The 19,580-nt window shown below is 63.9% G+C and carries 17 protein-coding genes; 10 read left to right on the forward strand and 7 right to left on the reverse strand.

What is annotated here, in order from left to right:
- Window positions 1–2 precede the first annotated feature (2 nt).
- Genes ACE3OO_RS05340 through ACE3OO_RS05350 form a run of 3 tightly spaced genes read left to right on the forward strand, consistent with a single transcriptional unit; the run spans window position 3 to window position 4,396 of the window.
- Window positions 3–1,637 carry an ABC transporter ATP-binding protein gene (locus tag ACE3OO_RS05340; RefSeq protein ID WP_374300508.1) on the forward strand — a complete coding sequence of 545 codons (1,635 nt, stop codon included), beginning with the start codon at window positions 3–5 and terminating at the stop codon, window positions 1,635–1,637.
- A gap of 53 nt (window positions 1,638–1,690) precedes the next feature.
- On the forward strand, window positions 1,691–2,989 hold the full coding sequence (locus tag ACE3OO_RS05345; protein ID WP_374300510.1) for an ArgE/DapE family deacylase: 1,299 nt from the start codon (window positions 1,691–1,693) through the stop codon (window positions 2,987–2,989).
- Between the two features lie 18 nt (window positions 2,990–3,007).
- On the forward strand, window positions 3,008–4,396 hold the full coding sequence (locus ACE3OO_RS05350; protein WP_374300512.1) for an amidase: 1,389 nt from the start codon (window positions 3,008–3,010) through the stop codon (window positions 4,394–4,396).
- A gap of 12 nt (window positions 4,397–4,408) precedes the next feature.
- Here the strand turns inward: ACE3OO_RS05350 and ACE3OO_RS05355 are convergent, their stop codons facing one another.
- Genes ACE3OO_RS05355 through ACE3OO_RS05365 form a run of 3 tightly spaced genes read right to left on the reverse strand, consistent with a single transcriptional unit; the run spans window position 4,409 to window position 8,000 of the window.
- Window positions 4,409–5,131 (reverse strand): methyltransferase domain-containing protein, encoded by a 723-nt coding sequence (locus ACE3OO_RS05355; protein WP_374300513.1) that lies wholly within the window; start codon window positions 5,129–5,131, stop codon window positions 4,409–4,411.
- Between the two features lie 43 nt (window positions 5,132–5,174).
- Window positions 5,175–7,079, reverse strand: coding sequence for an asparagine synthase (glutamine-hydrolyzing) (gene asnB, locus ACE3OO_RS05360; RefSeq protein ID WP_374300515.1), 1,905 nt, complete (start codon window positions 7,077–7,079; stop codon window positions 5,175–5,177).
- Window positions 7,080–7,085: 6 nt separating this feature from the next.
- Complete coding sequence (locus tag ACE3OO_RS05365) at window positions 7,086–8,000, reverse strand: glycosyltransferase family 2 protein (protein ID WP_374300517.1); 915 nt, start codon at window positions 7,998–8,000, stop codon at window positions 7,086–7,088.
- Window positions 8,001–8,145: 145 nt separating this feature from the next.
- Between ACE3OO_RS05365 and hutC the strand changes: the two genes are divergently transcribed.
- The 3 genes from hutC (at window position 8,146) to ACE3OO_RS05380 (ending at window position 11,059) form a co-directional block, all read left to right on the forward strand.
- Entirely contained in the window at window positions 8,146–8,904 is a 759-nt protein-coding gene (gene hutC / locus ACE3OO_RS05370; RefSeq protein ID WP_374300519.1) for a histidine utilization repressor, read from the forward strand.
- 13 nt (window positions 8,905–8,917) lie between these two features.
- Window positions 8,918–10,594, forward strand: a complete 1,677-nt coding sequence (hutU, locus tag ACE3OO_RS05375; RefSeq protein WP_374300521.1) for a urocanate hydratase — start codon at window positions 8,918–8,920, stop codon at window positions 10,592–10,594.
- A gap of 78 nt (window positions 10,595–10,672) precedes the next feature.
- Complete coding sequence (locus ACE3OO_RS05380; RefSeq protein WP_374300522.1) at window positions 10,673–11,059, forward strand: hypothetical protein; 387 nt, start codon at window positions 10,673–10,675, stop codon at window positions 11,057–11,059.
- A 6-nt stretch (window positions 11,060–11,065) separates the two neighbouring features.
- On the opposite strand, the gene ACE3OO_RS05385 is transcribed toward ACE3OO_RS05380, so the two are convergent.
- Entirely contained in the window at window positions 11,066–11,497 is a 432-nt protein-coding gene (locus tag ACE3OO_RS05385) for a hypothetical protein (protein ID WP_374300524.1), read from the reverse strand.
- Between the two features lies 1 nt (window position 11,498).
- Window positions 11,499–13,253 (reverse strand): glucan ABC transporter ATP-binding protein/ permease, encoded by a 1,755-nt coding sequence (locus tag ACE3OO_RS05390; RefSeq protein WP_374300526.1) that lies wholly within the window; start codon window positions 13,251–13,253, stop codon window positions 11,499–11,501.
- 103 nt (window positions 13,254–13,356) lie between these two features.
- On the opposite strand from ACE3OO_RS05390, the gene ACE3OO_RS05395 reads away from it, so the two are divergent.
- The 4 genes from ACE3OO_RS05395 (at window position 13,357) to rimO (ending at window position 17,300) form a co-directional block, all read left to right on the forward strand.
- Window positions 13,357–14,676 (forward strand): amidase, encoded by a 1,320-nt coding sequence (locus ACE3OO_RS05395; RefSeq protein ID WP_374300529.1) that lies wholly within the window; start codon window positions 13,357–13,359, stop codon window positions 14,674–14,676.
- A 71-nt stretch (window positions 14,677–14,747) separates the two neighbouring features.
- Window positions 14,748–15,413: a winged helix-turn-helix transcriptional regulator gene (locus ACE3OO_RS05400; RefSeq protein ID WP_374300531.1), complete on the forward strand. Its 666-nt coding sequence runs from the start codon at window positions 14,748–14,750 to the stop codon at window positions 15,411–15,413.
- Complete coding sequence (locus tag ACE3OO_RS05405) at window positions 15,410–15,907, forward strand: transcription termination/antitermination protein NusG (protein ID WP_374300533.1); 498 nt, start codon at window positions 15,410–15,412, stop codon at window positions 15,905–15,907. The genes ACE3OO_RS05400 and ACE3OO_RS05405 overlap by 4 nt, the downstream gene beginning before the upstream one ends.
- 46 nt (window positions 15,908–15,953) lie before the next feature.
- Window positions 15,954–17,300, forward strand: a complete 1,347-nt coding sequence (rimO, locus tag ACE3OO_RS05410) for a 30S ribosomal protein S12 methylthiotransferase RimO (RefSeq protein ID WP_374300535.1) — start codon at window positions 15,954–15,956, stop codon at window positions 17,298–17,300.
- On the opposite strand, the gene ACE3OO_RS05415 is transcribed toward rimO, so the two are convergent.
- Together ACE3OO_RS05415 and wecB are read right to left on the reverse strand one after the other, a co-directional pair.
- A complete protein-coding gene (locus ACE3OO_RS05415; RefSeq protein WP_374300537.1) occupies window positions 17,292–18,536 on the reverse strand; it encodes a glycosyltransferase in 1,245 nt (414 codons plus the stop codon). The genes rimO and ACE3OO_RS05415 overlap by 9 nt on opposite strands.
- Window positions 18,536–19,576 (reverse strand): non-hydrolyzing UDP-N-acetylglucosamine 2-epimerase, encoded by a 1,041-nt coding sequence (gene wecB, locus ACE3OO_RS05420; RefSeq protein WP_374300540.1) that lies wholly within the window; start codon window positions 19,574–19,576, stop codon window positions 18,536–18,538. Before wecB ends, ACE3OO_RS05415 begins: the two co-directional genes overlap by 1 nt.
- Window positions 19,577–19,580 lie beyond the last annotated feature (4 nt).

A 19,580-nucleotide genomic window follows, 5' to 3' on the forward strand; every position in this document is an offset into this window, starting at 1 on the left:
CCATGTCCGATACCAAGGCCGCACCTGTCCTGAGCGTCAAGAACCTGTCCGTCGCCCTGCCCAAGGGCGGCGACCGCAAGCTCGCCGTGCAGAATGTCAGCTTCGACGTGATGCCGGGCGAGATCGTCTGTCTGGTCGGCGAGTCCGGATCGGGCAAATCGGTGACAGCCAGCACCGTGATGGGGCTGGGCAGCCTGCCGATCGCCAATGGCGAAATCCGCCTGGAGGGCGAGGACCTGCGCCAGGCCAGCAAGGCACGCCTGCGCGCCCTGCGCGGCAGCCGCATGTCGATGATCTTCCAGGAGCCGATGACCGCACTGAACCCGGTGCACCGGGTGGGCGAGCAGGTGGCCGAACTGATGCGCGCCCATGGCTGGGACTCGCGCGCTCAGGGCCGGGGGCTGAGTGTGGAAGAGCGCGTCGAGCAATTGTTCGGTGACGTGCATCTGCCCGACCCCAAGCGCCTGATGCAGGCCTATCCGCACCAGCTCTCCGGCGGGCAACGCCAGCGCGTGATGATCGCCATGGCGCTGGCGCTGGAACCGGCCCTGCTGATCGCCGATGAACCGACCACGGCGCTGGATGTCACCACCCAGGCGCAGATCCTGGTCCTGTTGCGCGAATTGCAGCAGAACCACGGCACCGGCGTTTTGTTCATCACCCACGATTTCGGCGTGGTGGCCGATATCGCCGACCGCGTGGTGGTGATGCGCTATGGCGAAGTGGTGGAAAGCGGCAAAGCGAAGGATGTGCTGTACAATCCGCAGCACGAATATACCAAGATGCTGATCAAGGCCGTGCCGCGCCTGACGCCGCGCCAGGCCACGCCGATCACCGATACCCCGCTGCTGCATGCGGAGAACCTGACCAAGACCTACACCACCACAAGCATGTTCAAGGGTACCCGCGTGGTGCATGCCGTGGATGGCGTGACGCTGGATCTGCACAAGGGCCAGACGCTGGGCATCGTCGGCGAATCCGGCTCGGGCAAATCGACGGCGGCGCGCTGCATCGCCCGCCTGATCGAGCCGAGCGGCGGCAACATCATGCTCGACGGCCAGGATATCGCCGGCCTGAAAGAGCGCGGCCTGCACCCGTTCCGTCGTCGCATCCAGGTGGTGTTCCAGGACCCGTACCGATCTCTGAACCCGCGCCGCACGGTGGGCCAGTCGATCATCGAGGGGCCGCTGAATTACGGCATCCCGCACAAGGAGGCGCTGGAGCGCGCCCGCGGCCTGATGGAGACCGTCGGCCTCGATGGAGTCGCACTCGATCGCTACCCGCACCAGTTCTCCGGCGGCCAGCGCCAGCGCATCGCCATTGCCCGCGCCCTGGCGATGGAGCCGGAAATCCTGGTCGCCGACGAGGCGGTTTCGGCACTGGACGTCTCGGTGCAGGCCCAGGTACTCGATCTACTGGAAAACATCCGCGACCGGTTCGGCATCGCCATCCTGTTCATCACCCACGACCTGCGCGTCGCCGCACGACTGTGCGACCGCATCGCGGTGATGCAGCGCGGCAAGGTGGTGGAATTCGCCGAGACCGCGCGGCTGTTCAGCAGCCCGCAGCATGAATACACGCAGCAGCTTTTCGCCGCCCTGCCGGGGCGGCACTGGCTGGAGGCGGCCGCCCCTTAACCTGCCGGCACAGGCAGGTCGGAAAGACAGGCGGGGCGGAAAGGAGGAACGCGATGTCGGATACCCTGGACGCGACCGTCGACCAAGGGCAGGTCGAAACGGCCGTTGCCGGCCTGCGCGGCGAGGCCGTCGACCTGCTGCTCGACCTCGTGCATCACCCTTCCCTGCTGGGGCAGGAGCGCAGCGCGCAGGACCGCATGCGCGAGGTTTTCACAGAACTGGGCCTGCAGGTGGATGAATTCGCCATTGACGAGGCGAAGATCCGGCACCACCCAGGTTATTCACCATCAATCGTTTCCTACGACGGCCGCCACAACATCGTCGGCATCCATGAACCGCGGCGCGGCACGCATGGCCGTTCGCTGATCTTCAACGGCCATATCGATGTGGTGCCTGTGGGCGCCGAAAGCCTGTGGACAAAACCGCCATTCGAGCCCTGGATCAAGGACGACCGTCTTTACGGCCGTGGCGCCGGCGACATGAAGGCCGGCATCGTCGCCTACACCATGGCGCTCAAGGCCCTGCAGAGGCTTGGCCTCGAACCGGCCGCGAAAGTGATCCTGCAGTCGGTGGTGGAAGAGGAATGTACCGGCAACGGGGCTCTGGCCTGCCTGGTAGAGGGCTACACCGCCGATGCCGCCATCATCCCCGAACCCACGCCGGGCATTCTGCAGGCGCAGATGGGCGTGATGTGGCTGGCGCTGGAAGTCTCGGGCAAACCGGTACATGCCTCGGTGGCCCATACCGGCGTCGGCGCCATTGATTTCGCCACCTACATGTTCGGCGAACTCAAGAAACTGGAACAGCGCTGGAATGCAGCCGAGCATCGCCATGCCTGTTATCACAGGCACGAGCACCCGGTGAATTTCAACCTCGGAAAAATCCAGGGCGGCGAATGGGCCTCGTCGGTGCCGACTTCGGCGCGCGCCGATATCCGGCTCGGCTTCTATCCCGGCAAGAGTCCCGCCGAGGTGCGGAGCGAGGTGGAGGCCCTGCTGGCCGATGCCTATCGCCGGCACCCGATGAGCAACAGCCTGACCTACCGCGTGATCTACGAAGGCTTCCAGGCCGAGGGTTTTGAACTCGACATGAACCAGCCGGTGATCACGACCTTGAGCGACTGCGTGCGCGACGTGACCGGGAAGACAGCGGATTACACCGCCTTCACCGGCACCACCGATGCCCGCTTCTTCAATCTCTATGGCAATACGCCGGCCACCTGCTATGGCCCCCATGCCGAGAACATCCACGGCATCGACGAATGGGTATCCATCGACAGCATGATGGATGTCGCCAAGGTGCTGGCCCTGTTCATGACGCGCTGGTGCGGCGTGAACCGTCTCGATTCCTGATCCGATCCGGAGGGCGACATGACCGCGCTGCACGACTTGACCGCCCATGACCTGTGGATGGGCTATCGCACCGGCCGCATTTCGCCGGTGGAGGCGACCCGGGCCGCGCTGGCGCGCATCAAGGCCTGGGAACCGAAACTGAACGCCATGTATCTGGTCGACGAGGCCAGCGCCCTGGCCCAGGCCAAGGCCGCGGAACAACGCTGGCGCAAGGGCGATGCACTGAGCCCGCTGGACGGCGTGCCGATCACGCTGAAGGAAAACATCGCCAGCAAGGGCGTGCCCACCCCCATCGGGACAGCAGCGGCCGAGATGACCCCCAGCGCAATCGACGCCCCGCCGGCGGCGCGGGTGAAGGAAGCCGGCTGCGTCATCCTGGGCAAGACCACGATGCCGGATTTCGGCATGCTCGCCTCGGGCGTTTCCAGCCTGCATGGCACCACGCGCAATCCCTGGGACATCCGGCGCAACACGGCCGGATCGTCATCGGGTGCCGGCGCCGCCGTGGCGGCCGGCTATGGCCCATTGGCGCTGGGCACCGATATCGGCGGCAGCGTACGCCTGCCGGCTGCCTATAACGGCATCTTCGCGCTGAAGCCCAGCCTGGGCCGCGTCCCGATCAACCCACCCTGGCTCGGCCGCGTCACCGGGCCGATGACGCGCACGGTGATGGATTCCGCCCTGCTGATGAACCACCTGACCCGGCCGGATGCGCGCGACTACATGGCCCTGCCCTATCAGGAAACCGATTATCCCAAGCTGCTGGACGGGGAAGCGAAAGGCAAACGCATTGGCCTGCTGCTGGATATCGGCCATGGCACCAAGCCTCAGCCCGCGGTGCGCGAGGCCATCGAGCGGGCGGCGAAGCTCTTCGCTGCAGCCGGCGCCCACGTCGAGCCCGTGAAGCCTTTCGTTACGGCGACGATGATGAACGGGCTGGACACCATGTTCCGCTCGCGCGCCTGGGCCGATTTCGAACTGATGCCACCGGCGCGGCAGGCCAAGGTACTGCCCTTCATCGCCGACTGGTGCCGCGGCGCTGCGACCTTCACCGCCGCCCAGGCCATGCGTGCGCTGGCCCAGGTCTTTGCCCTGCGCGAGGCCGCCGTGACTGCGACCGAACCTTACGATTTCCTGCTGACGCCCACCTCGCCGATCACGGCCTATGCGGCGGAGGAAGCCTGCCCGGGCAACGATACCGAGCGGCCCTTCGACCATATCTGCTTCACTGCCCCCTTCAACATGTCGGAACAGCCGGCCGCATCGATCTGCGCCGGCTATGATGAGGATGGCCTGCCGATCGGCCTGCAGATCGTCGGCCACCGTTTCGACGATGTCGGCGTGCTGCGGATGGCGCATATCTTCGAGCAGATGCGGCCAGCCCTGCGCCCCTGGCCAGAGCCATGAGCAGCAAACCGGCTACAGGCTGCGCCGGATAACGGCAGGCAGCATCCGCAACCAGCGGCCGATGCGGGGTTGCGAAAGACGCAGCGTACGCTGCCATGGTTCAGGGTGAATCAGCGGCAGGATCTCGTCCGGTGCGATCACCAGCGTCTGAAGCGCCGGATGCGCCGCCAGATGGGCGCGCTCGACATACAGCAAGATATTCTGCTTGTACCACCACGCCACGCGAGGATCGTTCCATACAGAAAACCGGAACAGGTCGATCGCCGCATAATCATGCCGCTCGAACAGGTTGGCCCAATAAGCGGGCCATTGCTCGTTGAAATGATTGAGGCCGCCCTGCCCCGGTATTGCTGCAGAAAAAAGCACTGCAGGGGCCAGCGCCGTCAGTTCCGCCACGAACCCCGCCGCGCGTTCCTCGTGCAGGTGCTCTGCAACTTCCAAGCTTATCGCCAGATCGAATTTTCGGCCAAGTTGGAGCGGCTTATCCAGAGGGGTACGCTGAAACCGGTCGAGCGGGATTTTGAGCGACTTGCCGCTATGCCAGGGGCCGTCCACACCGTAGATGTCGGCAACGCCAGACTGTTGCAGCGTGGCCAACCAGCCTCCATCGCCGCAGCCGATATCAACAGCCGAGGCTACAGCCAGATGCCGCAATAACATGGGCAGGATGACGCGCGACGACGGCTCGGCGGTTTCGCCAAGGGCTTGGTAGAAGTCTTCCCGGTAAGTCTCCATGAGGCCTGCATACCGCAAGATGACAAAAACGACAATTCGCCGCTTATGGCGTGACGCAGGTTTTCCCGTACCAGGATCGCAACATCAGGATCACCCATAGCGGAAATGCCCAGTTGCGGCGGCCGGAACGATGTTCGACCCATCGGTTGCGTACAGGACGTGGATCGAACAGTCCGCCGCAGGACAGATCATCCGAAGCGATCAGATCATCGGCCCAGTCACGCAAGGGGCCACGCAACCAGTCGCGCAGCGGCGGATCGAACCCCTGTTTCGGCCTGTCGATCAGAGCCTGTGGCACGTGGCGGTACAGCACCTGCCGCAGCAGATGCTTGCCCCGACCGGCCTGGTATTTCATTGCCATCGGCAGCGACCAGGCGAATTCCGCCAGTGTCGGTTGCAGCAACGGAGCGCGTACCTCCAGCGACACCGCCATGCTGGCGCGGTCGATCTTGGTTTCAAGGTCGTCGGGCAGATACAGGGCAGCGTCCATCGCCATGAAGCGCTGCGCCAGCGACGGCAGACCGGCCAGGGGCCGCGCCGCGGCCTGCCAGGGCTCCGCGGCTGATGCGTTGTCCGGAAGCAGGCCATCACCGGCAGTCCACCAGGAAAGGGCATCGCGATACAGTAGCTCCGGTGCGCCGGCTGCATAGGGTTCCAGCTTGCGCCGGATACGGCGCAGCGGCGGCCAATCCTGCCCTGTCATGCCGTCTGCAACAAACGCAGCTATGCCGCGCACCCATGCAGGCTTACGGGCTACGCGGTGCCAGGCCCGCTCGGCACCGTAATAACGAGGATAGCCGCCAAACAATTCATCGCCGCCATCGCCAGAGAGCGCCACCGTGACATGCGGCCTGGTTGCCCGACAGAGCAAGGCCGTGGGAATCTGCGAGGCATCGGCAAAGGGTTCGTCGTACATCGTGGCCAGACCCGGCACCAGGTCGAGGCAATCCCGTTCGGTCATCGGGATTGCGCTGTGTTCGGCACCGAGATGCCGGGCCACTTCAGCGGCATACGGCGCCTCGTCATTGGCCCAGTCGGGGAAACTGATGGTGAAGGTGCGCACCGACCTGCCACTGGCACACATCAGGGCGGCAACAATGCTGCTGTCGGTGCCCCCGGACAGGAACGCTCCCAGCGGCACGTCCGATATCATGCGGCGATCGACCGAAAGCCGCAGCAGGCGTTCCAGTTCCGTAGCGGCGTCGTCTTCATTGCCGGAAAACCGTCCCGCAACCGCTGCGGCCCGTTCCGGCGCCGACCAGTAGGTGGTTATTCGCGGCTGCCGACGGCCCGCCTCAATGATGGCGAACTGACCGGGTCCCAAGCGTGAAATCCCGGCAAAAATACTCTGCTGGCCGGGCAACCAGCCATGCCGCAAATAGGCCGCGCAGGCACCCGGATCCAGGCGCGGCGGCCATTGCGGCAGGGCCGCAAAGGATTTGAGTTCGGAAGCAAAGGCGAAAACGCCTGCATGCCAGCCATAATACAGGGGTTTCTCGCCGAAGCGGTCGCGCGCCAGCGTCAGGCGTTGTTCCGCGCAATCCCACAGCGCAAAGGCGAACATGCCATCCACCAGCGCAAGGGCGCGTTCCACGCCATCGCGTTCGATCAGCGCCAGCAGGACTTCAGTATCGGAATGACCGCGCCAGTTGCCGTTCCCACCATCAGCCAGCATGCGCCGCAGTTCGGTGAAATTGTATATCTCGCCATTGAAGGCGATGACATAGCGGCCTGAGGCCGAGGCCATCGGCTGATGGCCGGCGGGGCTGAGGTCGATGATCGCAAGTCGGCGGAAACCCAGCGCCACGCCGGCGGCGGCATCGTGCCAGACACCGGCGTCATCGGGCCCCCGATGCACCAGCTGCTCGGCCATGGCACGTGTCAGGCCTTCCAGTCGCGCAGCGACCTGACTGTGGGCGGGATCGAATATGCCGGCCAGACCGCACATCGGATTTTAGTCAAAAGCCGCAGCGCAGCCTTCAACGAAGGCGGCGTGGTCGCGGGGCAGCGGCAGGTAGCTGAGCAGGTTGCGCCAGGGCCAGACGCTGTTGAACCATCCCGCCCCCTTGTTGCGGCGCGCGTATTTCCAGGCCCGCCCGGCGGCGCGGCGTACGGCAAAATCTCTGAGGCCGACATCCAGATCGGGAAAATCGCGGAGGAAATAGGCACAGGCCATGGTGACCCGCCTGAGCTGGCGCCCCTGATGGGTGCCCAGGCTGCCAGGAACGACAGCCGGCCGATAAGCCACTGGCGCATCGATCCGGATGAAGCTGCCCAGCCGTGCCAGACGCAGGGTCAGGCTGTATTCCTGCGAATGCACCACGCGTTCGTCGCAGCCGCCGGAGCGGCGCAACGCATCGGTGCGCACAAGGAATTGTGTGGGATTGAACAGCGAATTCCGCAAGGCGGCACGGACCGGCGAGGGCATGACAAGACGCTCGCCGGCATCGACAGGGGCCGCAAGGTCAGGCAGTGGGCCTTCGGGGGGATAGTACACGGTGCCGCCATAGGCCAGTACGGCGCCTGGTTCTGCGATCAACGTTTCCAGCAGCAATCGGGTGGCCGGCCGGCCGATCAGGTCGTCAGCATCGACGAACTTCACGAATGGCATGCTGGCCCGCTCGATGCCGCGATTGGTGGCATGGGCGGAACCCTGATTGTCCTGTCGATGGATGATCGTGTTCGGCCAGTCCGCCGTCAGCGCGCGCAGCAGATCGGCGGATCCATCGCTCGAGCCATCGTCGACGAAAATATACTCCCGGTCGAAATCGCCGTCCTGATCCTGGATAGCTGCCAGCACATCCTTCAGATAAGGCGCCTTGTTATAGACGGGGATGACAAAGGAAACCCCCGGGCGGACGGCCGCCATGCTCGCTCCTCAGTGGAAATTGGGTCCTGCCGGCCAGGCATCATTAAGGTTTCCAGCCCGTGGCCGCAAGCGGCCATTCCCCGGCTGGACTTGTATATACAATTGAACCTATACTTCCCGCACCAAACAGGGGCAGGAAGACGTCATGACCGGGCCAGGCGCCTCCAGCGGGCCAACCCCGCGCTATCGGCGGGTCAAGGAATACATCGTCAAGCATATCGAGGCCGGCGACTGGCGCGCCGGCGACCAGGTGCCGTCGGAAAGCACCCTGGTGCGGCTGCTCAAGGTCAGCCGCATGACCGTCAACCGCGCGCTGCGGGAACTGACCCACGAGGGTCTGCTGGTGCGCGTGCAGGGCACCGGGACCTTCGTGGCCGAGAAGCGCCCGATCTTCAACCTGGTCGAGCTGCGCAACATCGCCGAGGAAATCCGCGAGCGCGGCCAGCGGCATTCCGCCCGGGTCGAACTGCTGAAAAGCGAGAAAGCCACCCCTGAGGTCGCCCGCGAGCTGGGTCTTTCCACCGGCACCAGTGTCTACCATTCCCTCCTGGTGCACATGGCCGATGGCATCCCGCTGCAGGTGGAGGACCGTTTCGTCAATCCGCAGACCGCACCGGGCTATCTGGAAACCGATTTCGAAACCGTGACGCCGAACGAATTCCTCATGCGGGCCGCGCCGGCCTCGGAGGTCGAGCATATCGTCGAGGCGGCCATGCCCGATGCCCGCATCCGCAAGCTGCTCAAGATGGCAGCCAGCGAACCCTGCCTGCGCCTGCGGCGCCGCACCTGGTCGGGTAGCCAGATCGTGTCAGCCGCGACGCTGTGGTACCCGGGCCATGCTCACCGTTTCGCCACCCGCTTTTCCTATCGCGCCGATGGCACGTCGAAGCGCACCTACCTGTGAGTCAGAGGCTACCATGTCCGTATCATCCCGCCGCGACAATTCCCGCGTCATCCGCAGCCCGCATGGCAGCGACCTGCATACCAGCAACTGGCAGATCGAGGCCGCCTACCGGATGATGCGCAACAACCTCGACCCCGATGTGGCCGAGAAGCCGGAAGAACTGGTGGTCTATGGCGGCATCGGCCGCGCGGCCCGCAACTGGCAGAGTTTCGACCAGATCCAGAAGGCCCTCACCGCACTGAAACCCGACGAAACCCTGCTGGTGCAGTCGGGCAAGCCGGTCGGCGTGTTCCGCACCCACGAGGATGCGCCACGCGTGCTGATCGCCAATTCCAATCTGGTGCCGGCCTGGGCCAACTGGGAGCATTTCAACGAACTGGATCGCCAGGGCCTGATGATGTACGGCCAGATGACCGCCGGCTCGTGGATCTATATCGGCAGCCAAGGCATCGTACAGGGTACCTACGAAACCTTTGTGGAAATGGGCCGCCAGCATTACGGCGGCAGCCTGAAGGGTCGCTGGATCCTCACGGCCGGCCTCGGCGGCATGGGTGGGGCCCAGGCTCTGGCCGCCACCATGGCCGGCGCCTCGATGATCGCCATCGAATGCCAGCCCTCGCGCATCGAGATGCGTCTGCGCACCGGCTATCTCGACATGCAGGCCGGCAGCCTGGATGAGGCGCTGGCCATGCTGGAGGCGGCGAAAAAGGCCGGCCGCGCCGTTTCCATCGGCCTGCTGGGCAATGCCGCCGAAATCCTGCCCGAGATGGTAAAGCGTGGCATCCGCCCCGACGCTGTAACGGACCAGACCAGCGCCCACGATCCGCTGAACGGCTATCTGCCGGCCGGCTGGAGCCTGGATCGCTGGGAGAAGACCAAGGAACACGATCCGCAGGCCGTGGTGATCGCAGCGAAGGCCTCGATGGCCGAGCATGTGCGCGCCATGCTGGCCTTCCAGAAGATGGGCATCCCCACCTTCGATTACGGCAACAACATCCGCCAGATGGCCAAGGAAGTGGGCGTGGCGGAAGCCTTCGACTTCCCCGGCTTCGTGCCTGCCTATATCCGGCCATTGTTCTGCAAAGGCATCGGCCCGTTCCGCTGGGTTGCTCTGTCAGGCGACCCGGAGGACATTTACAAGACCGATGCCAAGGTGAAGGAGCTGATCCCCGACGATCCGCACCTGCATACCTGGCTCGACATGGCCGCCAAGCGGATCAAGTTCCAGGGCCTGCCTGCGCGCATCTGCTGGGTCGGCCTCGGCCAGCGCCATCGCCTCGGCCTCGCCTTCAACGAGATGGTGGCGAATGGCGAACTGAAAGGCCCCATTGTGATCGGTCGCGATCACCTCGATTCCGGTTCGGTCGCCAGCCCGAACCGCGAGACCGAGGCCATGAAGGATGGTTCGGATGCCGTATCCGACTGGCCTCTGCTGAATGCCCTGCTCAATACCGCCTCGGGCGCCACCTGGGTCTCGCTGCATCATGGCGGCGGCGTCGGCATGGGCTTTTCGCAGCATGCCGGCGTGGTGATCGTGGCCGACGGCACGCCGGCGGCGGCACGACGACTGGAGCGCGTGCTGTGGAACGATCCTGCCACCGGTGTGATGCGTCATGCCGATGCCGGCTATGACATCGCGGTGCAATGCGCGCAGGAGCAGGGCCTGAACCTGCCATTCCTGGCAAAATAAGGCTGCCTATCAGAATCGGCCTGCCTCGGGGAGGGGATTCCGGTTTATGCTGCCTGCCGACGCGGAGCCCGGATCGCCTTGCCCCAGTTATCCTTCCAGAACCTGAACCCACGCCGCCTCATCACGGGCGGCGCCGTCCTGGCCATTATTCTCGCGCTGGCCGGCGTGGGCTGGATGCTGCGCCCTGGCAGCCGTGGCGATGACCGCTATTACGTTCCGGGAGTAACGCAGACCAGGGAAGACTGCGTGATGGCGAAGATGAAGACCTACGCCCGGATCGACCGCCAGGTCATGATGAGTATCGCCAACGAATGCGAGCTCACAGTGCAGAGCATCGAGGGGCATGAAAAGCTGCGCAAGGCCTGGGAGGAACGGCAGGCCATACGCGAAGCGACACCGAAACCGGTGGCGCCAGCTGCGGAACCGGCACCGGAAGGCGATCGGCTACGCCGGGTCTGGCGTTAGCCGAAATTAGGACAGCGCGTCGCCCGTACAACCGGGCCAATCAGATCCTGCCGGCAGCCGTCGCGCTGCGAACGGCGTTCCGGTCTGCACATGACGGTAGTGCAGCACCTCGTCTTCCAGTTTCTCAATGATATAGCGATGGCGGATATCGGTGCGCGCACCGTCAATCATATAGACCTGCGTAGCCAGGATATTTCCACCCGATGTCCAGCGGCCAATCTGCCGTTCAACGCGTTCGGATTTGCAGCCCTTGTAGTAACGGAACTCGATGTCGAAAAAACCATCCGGACGACGATTGGACAGCCATTGCACGAACATCCCGCCGCCAAGCTTCCGTTCGCCATACCATAAACCCGTGAGGTCCATGGCAAAGGCAGGCAGAGACAATGCCGACAGCAGGAAACCGATCAGGCCGATTCGGCAAACCATGCTCGCCACCTCAATGCGCCCCCTGGAACTGGGTGCGCACCAGATCGGCGAAAAGCCCGCCCTGCCGCACCAGTTCGTCGAAGCTGCCGCGCTCGATGATGCGCCCCTGCTGCAGCACGAGTATCAGGTCGGCCTGCCGAACGGTGGCAAGCCGGTGCGCGATGATGAAGGTGGTGCGGTTGCGCATCAGGGCATCGAGCGCCTTCTGGATGCGGGCCTCGGTGGCCGCGTCCAAGGCGGACGTCGCCTCGTCCAGGATCAGGACCGGTGGGTTCTTCAGCAATGCGCGGGCGATGGCCAGGCGCTGGCGCTCGCCGCCGCTTAAATTCACCCCCCGCTCGCCGACCAGCGTGGCATATCCCTTGGGCTGACGCATAATGAAGTCATGCGCTTCGGCCAGCCTTGCCGCCTGCTCCACCTCGGCATCGTTCGCCTCCGGCCGGCCGATGCGGATATTGTCGGCGATGGAACGATGAAACACGGCGCTGTCCTGGAACACCACACCGATATTGCGGCGCAGGCTTTCCAGCGTGTAATCGCGGATATCGGTGCCGTCGATCAGGATGCGGCCCGATTGCGGATCCCATAGCCGGCTGAGCAAGGCCATCGACGAGGTCTTGCCGGACCCTGTCGGCCCCACCAGCGCCACCGTCCTGCCGGCCGGCACTTCGAAGCTGAGGTCGGTGACCGCCAGCCGGGCCGTGTCGTAGGACAGCGTAACGTTCTCGAACACCACGTCGCCCTTCAGGGTACCGGCATCGCGGGCACCGGGCCTGTCGCGCACGGCAGCCTCGGTATCCAGCACCTGGAAGAATTCTCCCAGACTGTGCATCTGGAAGAACATGCGGCTGACGAAGCCCATGGCGGCTTCCAGCCGGCCGATCAGCATGGTGGCGAAACCCATGAAGCTGACAATCTCGCCAACCGTGGTTTCACCGTGCAGATGCAGCCAGCTGCCCAGCACGAAGATGGCGATAATGGTGATGGTGGAGGCCATGCGGCTGAGCACGGTCATGAGCGCCCAGAGGTTGAGCACCGGGAACTGCGCCTTCAGCAGGCGCTCCATCACTGTGGCAAGGTCACGCGCCTCCAATGCCAAGCGCACGAAGCTCTGCACCAGAACCACGTTGCCCAGCGCGTCGCCGGCGCGCGCGGCCAGTTCCGAATGATAGGCCTCCACGCGGCCCTGAGCCTTTTCGGTTTTCGCGACCACAATGGCGCTGACCAGGGCAAAGACAACGATCAGGGCGATCAGCAGCAGGCCCAGCCGCCAGTTCAGGTACAGTGACAAGGGAAGCAGCGCGAGCACGGCCACGAAGGTGGAAAGATGCTCGCGGAAGAAGGCAAGCCAGAGGCCGAACAGATTGTCGGCGCCGTTCAGCATGATCTTGAGCAGCGTGCCCGAGTGGGTGCCACTGTGAAATGCGGCCGGCAGACTGAGCACGTGTTCAAAATACAGCGCCATGGCGGCCAGGCGGCGGCGATGGGCCAGGCGGTCGGCGTGCAGGGCAACCAGGATGCCGGCCAGGATGCCGCCGATGCCGGCCACACACCAGATCAGCAGCAGCTGGATGGTTGCCGCCCAGCTTTCATCCGGCGACAAACCGGCGGAATTGGACAGCACGTCAATGATGCGGCCGAACAGGATAGGCTCGATGAAGCCCACGCCGGCCAGACCGATATTGGCCAGCGCCAGCAGGATGGCCAGCGGCCGCTCGGGCTTCAGCAGGCCCAGCACCCGGGCATAGATTCGAACGAAATCCATGGGCCAAGTATGAAGCGCGGCCAACCGGGCCGCTAGGCCTTGCCGCACAGGCAGGATTGGCGATAGTGCGACCTATTCCCATTCCATACAGCCGGAGAGTTCCATGACTGTTTCGCCCAAGCCCGCCTCTGCCCGGGAGCGACTTGAAGCCTGCCTGGCGAAGGCCGCCGATCCGGCCGGCGAAGGCAGTCGCGCTTTTACCCGGCTTTATGCCGAGCGCGCGCGGGCCGAAGCCGAGGCCGCCGACACCCGGGCGCGGCAGGGCCTGCCGCTCGGCCCGCTGGATGGCCGGATCGTGTCGGTCAAGGACCTGTTCGACATGCCCGGCGAGCCGACCACGGCGGGTTCAAAACTGCTGCGGGACGCACCGCCTGCCACGGCCATGGCGCCGGCGATCGCCCGGCTGCGCCAGGCCGGCGCCGTGATCATCGGCAAGACCAACATGACCGAATTCGCCTTCTCCGGCGTGGGCATCAACCCCCATTACGGCACCCCGGGCAATCCGGCGGACCGCAGCCGGATTCCAGGCGGCTCCAGCTCCGGCGGTGCGGTCTCGATTGCCGACGGCATGGCCGAGATCACCATCGGCTCGGATACCGGCGGCTCGACCCGCATCCCGGCCGCGATGTGCGGCATCGTCGGCCTCAAACCGAGCCAGTACCGGGTGCCGACCGCAGGCGCCTTCCCACTCTCCTTCGCGCTCGACAGCATCGGCCCGATGGCGGGCAGCGTCGCCGACTGCGCCCTGGCCGATGCGGTCATGGCGGGCGACACGCCGCAGCCGCTCAGCCCCGCCCCGCTCGCAGGGCTGCGGCTCGGCATTCCGCGCGGCCCGCTGCTGGACGGGATGGAGCCGGAAGTGGCCCAGGCCTTCGAAGCCGCACTGGGCCGGCTGGGCAAGGCCGGAACGATCCTTGGCGATCATCCGCTGCCGTTGCTGGCCGAGATGCTGACGGTGAATGCAAAAGGCGGTTTTGCCCCGAGCGAGGCATTTTTCGTGCATCAGGCCGCCCTGGACTGCCGGCCAGAAGATTTCGATCCGCTGGTGCGCGGCCGGATCGAACGTGGACGGGCGATATCAGCAGCCGATTACATTTTTATGCAACGCCGCCGGCCGGAACTGATCCGGGCCATGGATGCCGATCTGGCCGACCTGGATGCCCTGATCCTGCCGACCACCCCGATCCGGGCCCCAAAAATCGCCGATCTGGCCGCCAGTGAAGCGGCCTTCACGGCCGCCAACATGCTGCTGCTGCGCAATACCTCGGTAGGGAATTTCTTCGATCTCTGCGCCATTTCCCTGCCCCTGCCGGCCGGCCTGCGCCCCGGGGGGCTCCCCGTCGGCCTGATGCTGGTGGCCCGGAACGGCCAGGACCGGCGCCTGCTGCGGATGGCGGCGGCGGTGGAACGGCTGCTGGCATAATGAAAACAGCCTTCTGAATCAAAAGGCTATTCTATTTGACCGGGACACCGCCAAGCCTTATCGTTCATGTCATGAACGATAAAACGGGCAAATCAGGCGAAACCGGCTCCGACGCCGCCACGATGGTGGCCCTGCTGTCAGCCGTGGATGGCGCCGAGCAGCACACCCAACGCAGCCTGGCCAGCCAGCTGGGCATGGCGCTTGGCCTCGCCAATGCACTGCTGCGCCGCTGCGTGTCAAAGGGCCTGATCAAGATCCAGACCGCGCCAGCGCGCCGGTATGCCTATTACCTCACGCCGAAAGGCTTTGCTGAAAAGAGCCGGCTGGTGGCGGAATACCTTGCCACGTCCCTGAATTTTTTCCGCCATGCCCGCAGCCAGTATGAGGATTCCTTCCAGGTCCTGCTGGCTCGCGGTATGACCAGGGTCGCGATCGCCGGCAATGGCGAACTGGCGGAGATTGCCCTTCTGTCGGCGTCCTCCGTCGGGGTTACCGTCGCCGCCGTGATCGCTCCCGGCCGCAATATCGAACATTTCCACGGCCATCCGGTGGTTGGAGACCTGGATGCCGCCATTGCGGCAGGCGCAGAGGCGGTGGTTATCGCAGACAGCACCGCGCCGCAGCAGATCTACGATCAGTTGATCGGCTTGCTGGGCCAGGAACGCCTGATTGCGCCACGGCTGCTGCACATCACCCATCAAAACACGCCTTCGCAAAAGCGGGAGCGGGCGGCATGACGAAGTGGTATGCGGTTTACACCCAGCCCGGCAAGGAAGCGATGGCCGCACGCGAGCTGGGAAACCAGAATTTCGGGGTCTATCTGCCGCTCTATCAGAAGCTGCGCCGGCATGCCGGACGCACCGGCATCGTGGATGCCCCGCTGTTTCCGCGGTATTTGTTCGTCGGCATCGATACGGAAAACCAGCGCTGGCGTTCGGTGAATGGTACACGCGGCGTCATCGGCCTGGTAATGAGCGGCGACAGACCGATTCCGGTGCCCGATCCCGTCATCGAGGAAATCCGGTCCCGCGAAGATGAAAAGGGCTATATCCGTCTGAACCCGCCCGGCTTCCGGCGGGGCCAGACTTTGCGGATCGTCGAGGGTCCGATGGCCGATACCGAGGCCCTCTTCGAGGAAGCCGTGGACGGCAACCGCGCCATACTGCTGATCTCCCTGCTGGGCCGGCTGGTCCGGACCCAGATGCCGCTTCGACAGGTCGCGGCGGCCTGAACGGGCCCTAGCCAGCCCAGTATTTGAGGCGTATAAGCCCGCCGCCATGAGCAAATCCGCCACCGCAAAAGCCGCCCCGGCCGCCGAACCAGCCAAGATCGGCATCGTCAGCCTCGGCTGCCCGAAGGCACTGGTCGATTCCGAGCGCATCATCACCAAGCTGCGCGCCGAAGGCTATGCCATCTCCGGTTCCTATGATGCCGCCGATGTGGTGCTGGTGAATACCTGCGGATTCCTCGACAGCGCCAAGCAGGAATCATTGGAGGCGATCGGGGAAGCCATGCGCGAGAACGGCCGGGTTATCGTCACCGGCTGCATGGGTGTGGAAGCGGAAAAGATCCGCGGCCTGTTCCCCGATGTGCTGGCGGTGACCGGACCACAGCAATACGAAGCGGTGGTCGAGGCCGTGCATGATGCCGCCCCGCCGGCACATGACCCCTTCGTCGACCTGGTGCCGCCGCAGGGTATCAAGCTGACGCCCCGCCATTACGCGTATCTGAAAATTTCAGAGGGCTGCAATCACAGCTGCAGCTTCTGCATCATACCGTCCATGCGCGGCAAACTGAAAAGCCGGCAGGCCAACGATGTGCTGTATGAGGCGGAGCGTCTGGTGAAGGCCGGCGTGAAGGAACTGCTGGTGATCTCGCAGGATACTTCGGCCTATGGCGTCGACCTCAAACATGCCGAAAGCCAGTGGCGTGAGCGCAAAGTGAAGGCGCGCCTGACCGAACTGGCTGATGCCATGGGCAGCCTCGGCGCCTGGGTGCGGCTGCATTATGTCTATCCCTATCCGCATGTGGACGAGGTTATCCCGCTGATGGCGGACGGCAAAATCCTGCCCTATCTCGACATCCCGTTCCAGCATGCCGAGCCACGCGTATTGAAGAGCATGCGCCGGCCCGGCAACCAGGAAAAGGTTCTGCAGCGCATCAAGGCCTGGCGCGGGATCTGCCCCGACCTCGCCATCCGCTCCACGTTCATCGTCGGTTTCCCCGGCGAGACCGAGGCCGATTTCCAGTTCCTGTTGAACTGGCTGGAAGAAGCCGAACTCGACCGCGTCGGTTGTTTCAAATATGAGAATGTCGAGGGGGCGGGTGCCAATGACCTGCCTGGTCACGTTGCCGGCGAGGTGAAGCAGGAACGCTGGGAACGCTTCATGGCAACGCAGCAAAAAATCAGCGCGCGCCGTCTGAAACGGTTTGTGGGCCGCACGCTCGATGTGCTGGTCGACGAAACCAAGCGCACCACCGCCACCGGCCGCAGCTTTGCCGACGCGCCGGAGATCGACGGTATCGTGAAAATAAAAAATGCCGCCGATGTGAAGGTCGGCGACATGGTCAAGGTCAAGATCGAGAAGGCCGGGCCTTACGATCTGCAGGGCAGCCTAGTGTGAGCTGTTCACGGCTTGCCGCATCGCCGGCGATGCCTCGGAAACAATCCGGAAAATCTCATCCATGCGGTGCACGTAAGTATGGTGCGCCAAGGCATGCTCCCGCGCGGCGGAGATGATCTTTCTGCGCTCTGCCTCGTCGCCGAAGCGCCGCATCACCTCGCCAATATTGGCATAGTCTTTCTGCAGAGAAATGTAGTGCACGTCTGCCTGCAGGAGGTCGTTGTAACGGCCCTCCAAAAGGATCTGGCAAGTCCCGGCGCCAATGGCATCAAAATGCCGGGACGAAATGCATTTGCCGTGCACTGCCGGAATCGGACGACCAGCGAAGAAGGCCTGATAGATTTCGTCGAAATCCAGCTCTTCGTTAATCGTTGATTCGTGACGGATATAGCCCCGGCTCATCACCCGTCGCGCCAACGCCCGGACACGCCATGGCAGTTTGTGCCCGATCCGCCGCAACACGGAATCATTGGCAATCACCAGGCGCCCACCGGCGCGCTGCATTACCCAGCGACGGATAGCTTCGATCGTCGCATCGTCACGCTCGATGAACCAGGTCCCAGCTTCACTCGAGACCGTGCCTTTACAGCAATTCAGGAAATTGGCCCAACCGTCGCGGTCGAACCGGTCGGAACTGATGTCCACCCGGATATCAGGGGCGAAATCGTGATGCTGAAAGAGGTCGTGCAACCGGTTACGATCATCGTCGCCCAGATAAGGCAGGTATCGCACCGCGCGCACGCCGATATCAATCGGCCGATCCGCCGTGTCGTTCCGGATCGTGAAGGCAGCAGGATTCAGGGCGTGCGGCAAAGCGACAACGCGGTTGCGTACCAGATCGCCCCACAGGAACTCGCCAGCCTCGAGCAGAAGCTGCGTACCAATGAAGTCCGGCATGATCCTGGCCAGCACATCACGCTTGGCGGCAATCGGCGAACCCGGCAGGTTGACCTCATTGCCGATGAAAGCCAGGAGCTTGCCGCGGCGTTCAGCCAGAATGGCCGAGAACGGCTCCAGATAGATCGTCGTGTCGCCATTCGTCGAGTGGAGAAGGATGATTAGATCTGCGTCGCGTGCCGCTTTGCGAACAGCCTCTTCGGCGCCCTTGCCGCAGATGTTGATAGGCGTGACATCGTAATGCGACGATTGCTGGAAGGCGTCCAGCCAATCGTCATAGTAACTCAGCCGGGTCGTATAATCGGCATAGAGAACAGCGGTGCGGATCGCGTCAGCCATCATGCCGCCTGAATCAAAGTCGCGATGCGGGCCGCACTGCGGCCATCACCATAATCGCTGATATCCTTGCGGGCCATATAGGTAGCCGTGGTCCACAGCCGATTCCAGCCATGCGAAATGGTTTCCACCCACTCGGTCTCGTCGCGTAGCGTGATGCAGGGCTTGCGATGGAAATAGGCCTCTTTCTGCACGCCTCCTGAATCAGTCAGCACCTCAGCGCAGGCGGAAAGCAGGCGAGCCATATCGAGATATCCGACCGGATCGCAGACCGTGATCCCGGCAGTGGACAGGCCGAACTCTGCGATCTTCTGTCGCGTGCGCGGATGCATGGGCAGCAGCACAGAAAGTCCGGAGGTCGTGCGCTGCCGTAGAAAATCGAGCATCGCTTCCAGACGTTCGCGCCGGTCGGTATTTTCCGCACGATGCAGGGTGGCCAGTGCATACCGCCCTTCCTGGACACCGAAGCCGGCCAGAATATCCGGCTTTGCCCTGGAGAATTCGCGGCTCTCGAGCACGGCGTCGTACATCACGTCGCCGACATGATGCACGCCCTGGGTAATGCCCTCTTTCCGCAGATTGTCGATCGCTATCTGCGTCGGGCAGAGCAGCAGGGCACTGACATGATCGGTCAGGATGCGATTGACTTCCTCTGGCATGCGCTTGTTGAAGGAGCGCAGGCCGGCCTCGACATGCACCACCGGCACATGCAGCTTGGCGGCGACCAGCGCACCGGCCAGGGTAGAATTCGTATCGCCGTAAACCAGCGCCCAGTCCGGCTTTTCCTGCAGGAAAACCGGCTCCAGCCCCTGCATCATGCGGCCGGTCATATCGCCATGACCGCCACCCGATACACTCAGATGATGCGCCGGCTTGGGAATGCGCAATTCATCGAAGAAGATATCCGACATGTCGGCATCGAAATGCTGCCCGGTATGAATGATACGCTCATCCAATCCCGCCGCCTTCAGGGCACGGCTGACCGGCGCAGCCTTTATGAACTGCGGGCGCGCGCCGATGACAGTGAGAATCTTCTTCGACATGACC

The organism is Ferrovibrio sp. (assembly GCF_041906005.1).
Classification (GTDB): Bacteria; Pseudomonadota; Alphaproteobacteria; order Ferrovibrionales; family Ferrovibrionaceae; genus Ferrovibrio.

What these genes read in the sequence shown, in the direction of transcription:
- ACE3OO_RS05390 (WP_374300526.1), bottom strand. Translation starts at nt 13,253, where the DNA reads ATGGATTTCGTTCGAATCTATGCCCGGGTGCTGGGCCTGCTGAAGCCC.
- ACE3OO_RS05405 (WP_374300533.1), top strand. Translation starts at nt 15,410, where the DNA reads ATGACGAAGTGGTATGCGGTTTACACCCAGCCCGGCAAGGAAGCGATG.
- rimO (WP_374300535.1), top strand. Translation starts at nt 15,954, where the DNA reads ATGAGCAAATCCGCCACCGCAAAAGCCGCCCCGGCCGCCGAACCAGCC.
- ACE3OO_RS05350 (WP_374300512.1), top strand. Translation starts at nt 3,008, where the DNA reads ATGACCGCGCTGCACGACTTGACCGCCCATGACCTGTGGATGGGCTAT.
- ACE3OO_RS05345 (WP_374300510.1), top strand. Translation starts at nt 1,691, where the DNA reads ATGTCGGATACCCTGGACGCGACCGTCGACCAAGGGCAGGTCGAAACG.
- ACE3OO_RS05415 (WP_374300537.1), bottom strand. Translation starts at nt 18,536, where the DNA reads ATGGCTGACGCGATCCGCACCGCTGTTCTCTATGCCGATTATACGACC.
- ACE3OO_RS05355 (WP_374300513.1), bottom strand. Translation starts at nt 5,131, where the DNA reads ATGGAGACTTACCGGGAAGACTTCTACCAAGCCCTTGGCGAAACCGCC.
- hutC (WP_374300519.1), top strand. Translation starts at nt 8,146, where the DNA reads ATGACCGGGCCAGGCGCCTCCAGCGGGCCAACCCCGCGCTATCGGCGG.
- ACE3OO_RS05365 (WP_374300517.1), bottom strand. Translation starts at nt 8,000, where the DNA reads ATGGCGGCCGTCCGCCCGGGGGTTTCCTTTGTCATCCCCGTCTATAAC.
- hutU (WP_374300521.1), top strand. Translation starts at nt 8,918, where the DNA reads ATGTCCGTATCATCCCGCCGCGACAATTCCCGCGTCATCCGCAGCCCG.
- wecB (WP_374300540.1), bottom strand. Translation starts at nt 19,576, where the DNA reads ATGTCGAAGAAGATTCTCACTGTCATCGGCGCGCGCCCGCAGTTCATA.
- asnB (WP_374300515.1), bottom strand. Translation starts at nt 7,079, where the DNA reads ATGTGCGGTCTGGCCGGCATATTCGATCCCGCCCACAGTCAGGTCGCT.
- ACE3OO_RS05340 (WP_374300508.1), top strand. Translation starts at nt 3, where the DNA reads ATGTCCGATACCAAGGCCGCACCTGTCCTGAGCGTCAAGAACCTGTCC.
- ACE3OO_RS05395 (WP_374300529.1), top strand. Translation starts at nt 13,357, where the DNA reads ATGACTGTTTCGCCCAAGCCCGCCTCTGCCCGGGAGCGACTTGAAGCC.
- ACE3OO_RS05400 (WP_374300531.1), top strand. Translation starts at nt 14,748, where the DNA reads ATGAACGATAAAACGGGCAAATCAGGCGAAACCGGCTCCGACGCCGCC.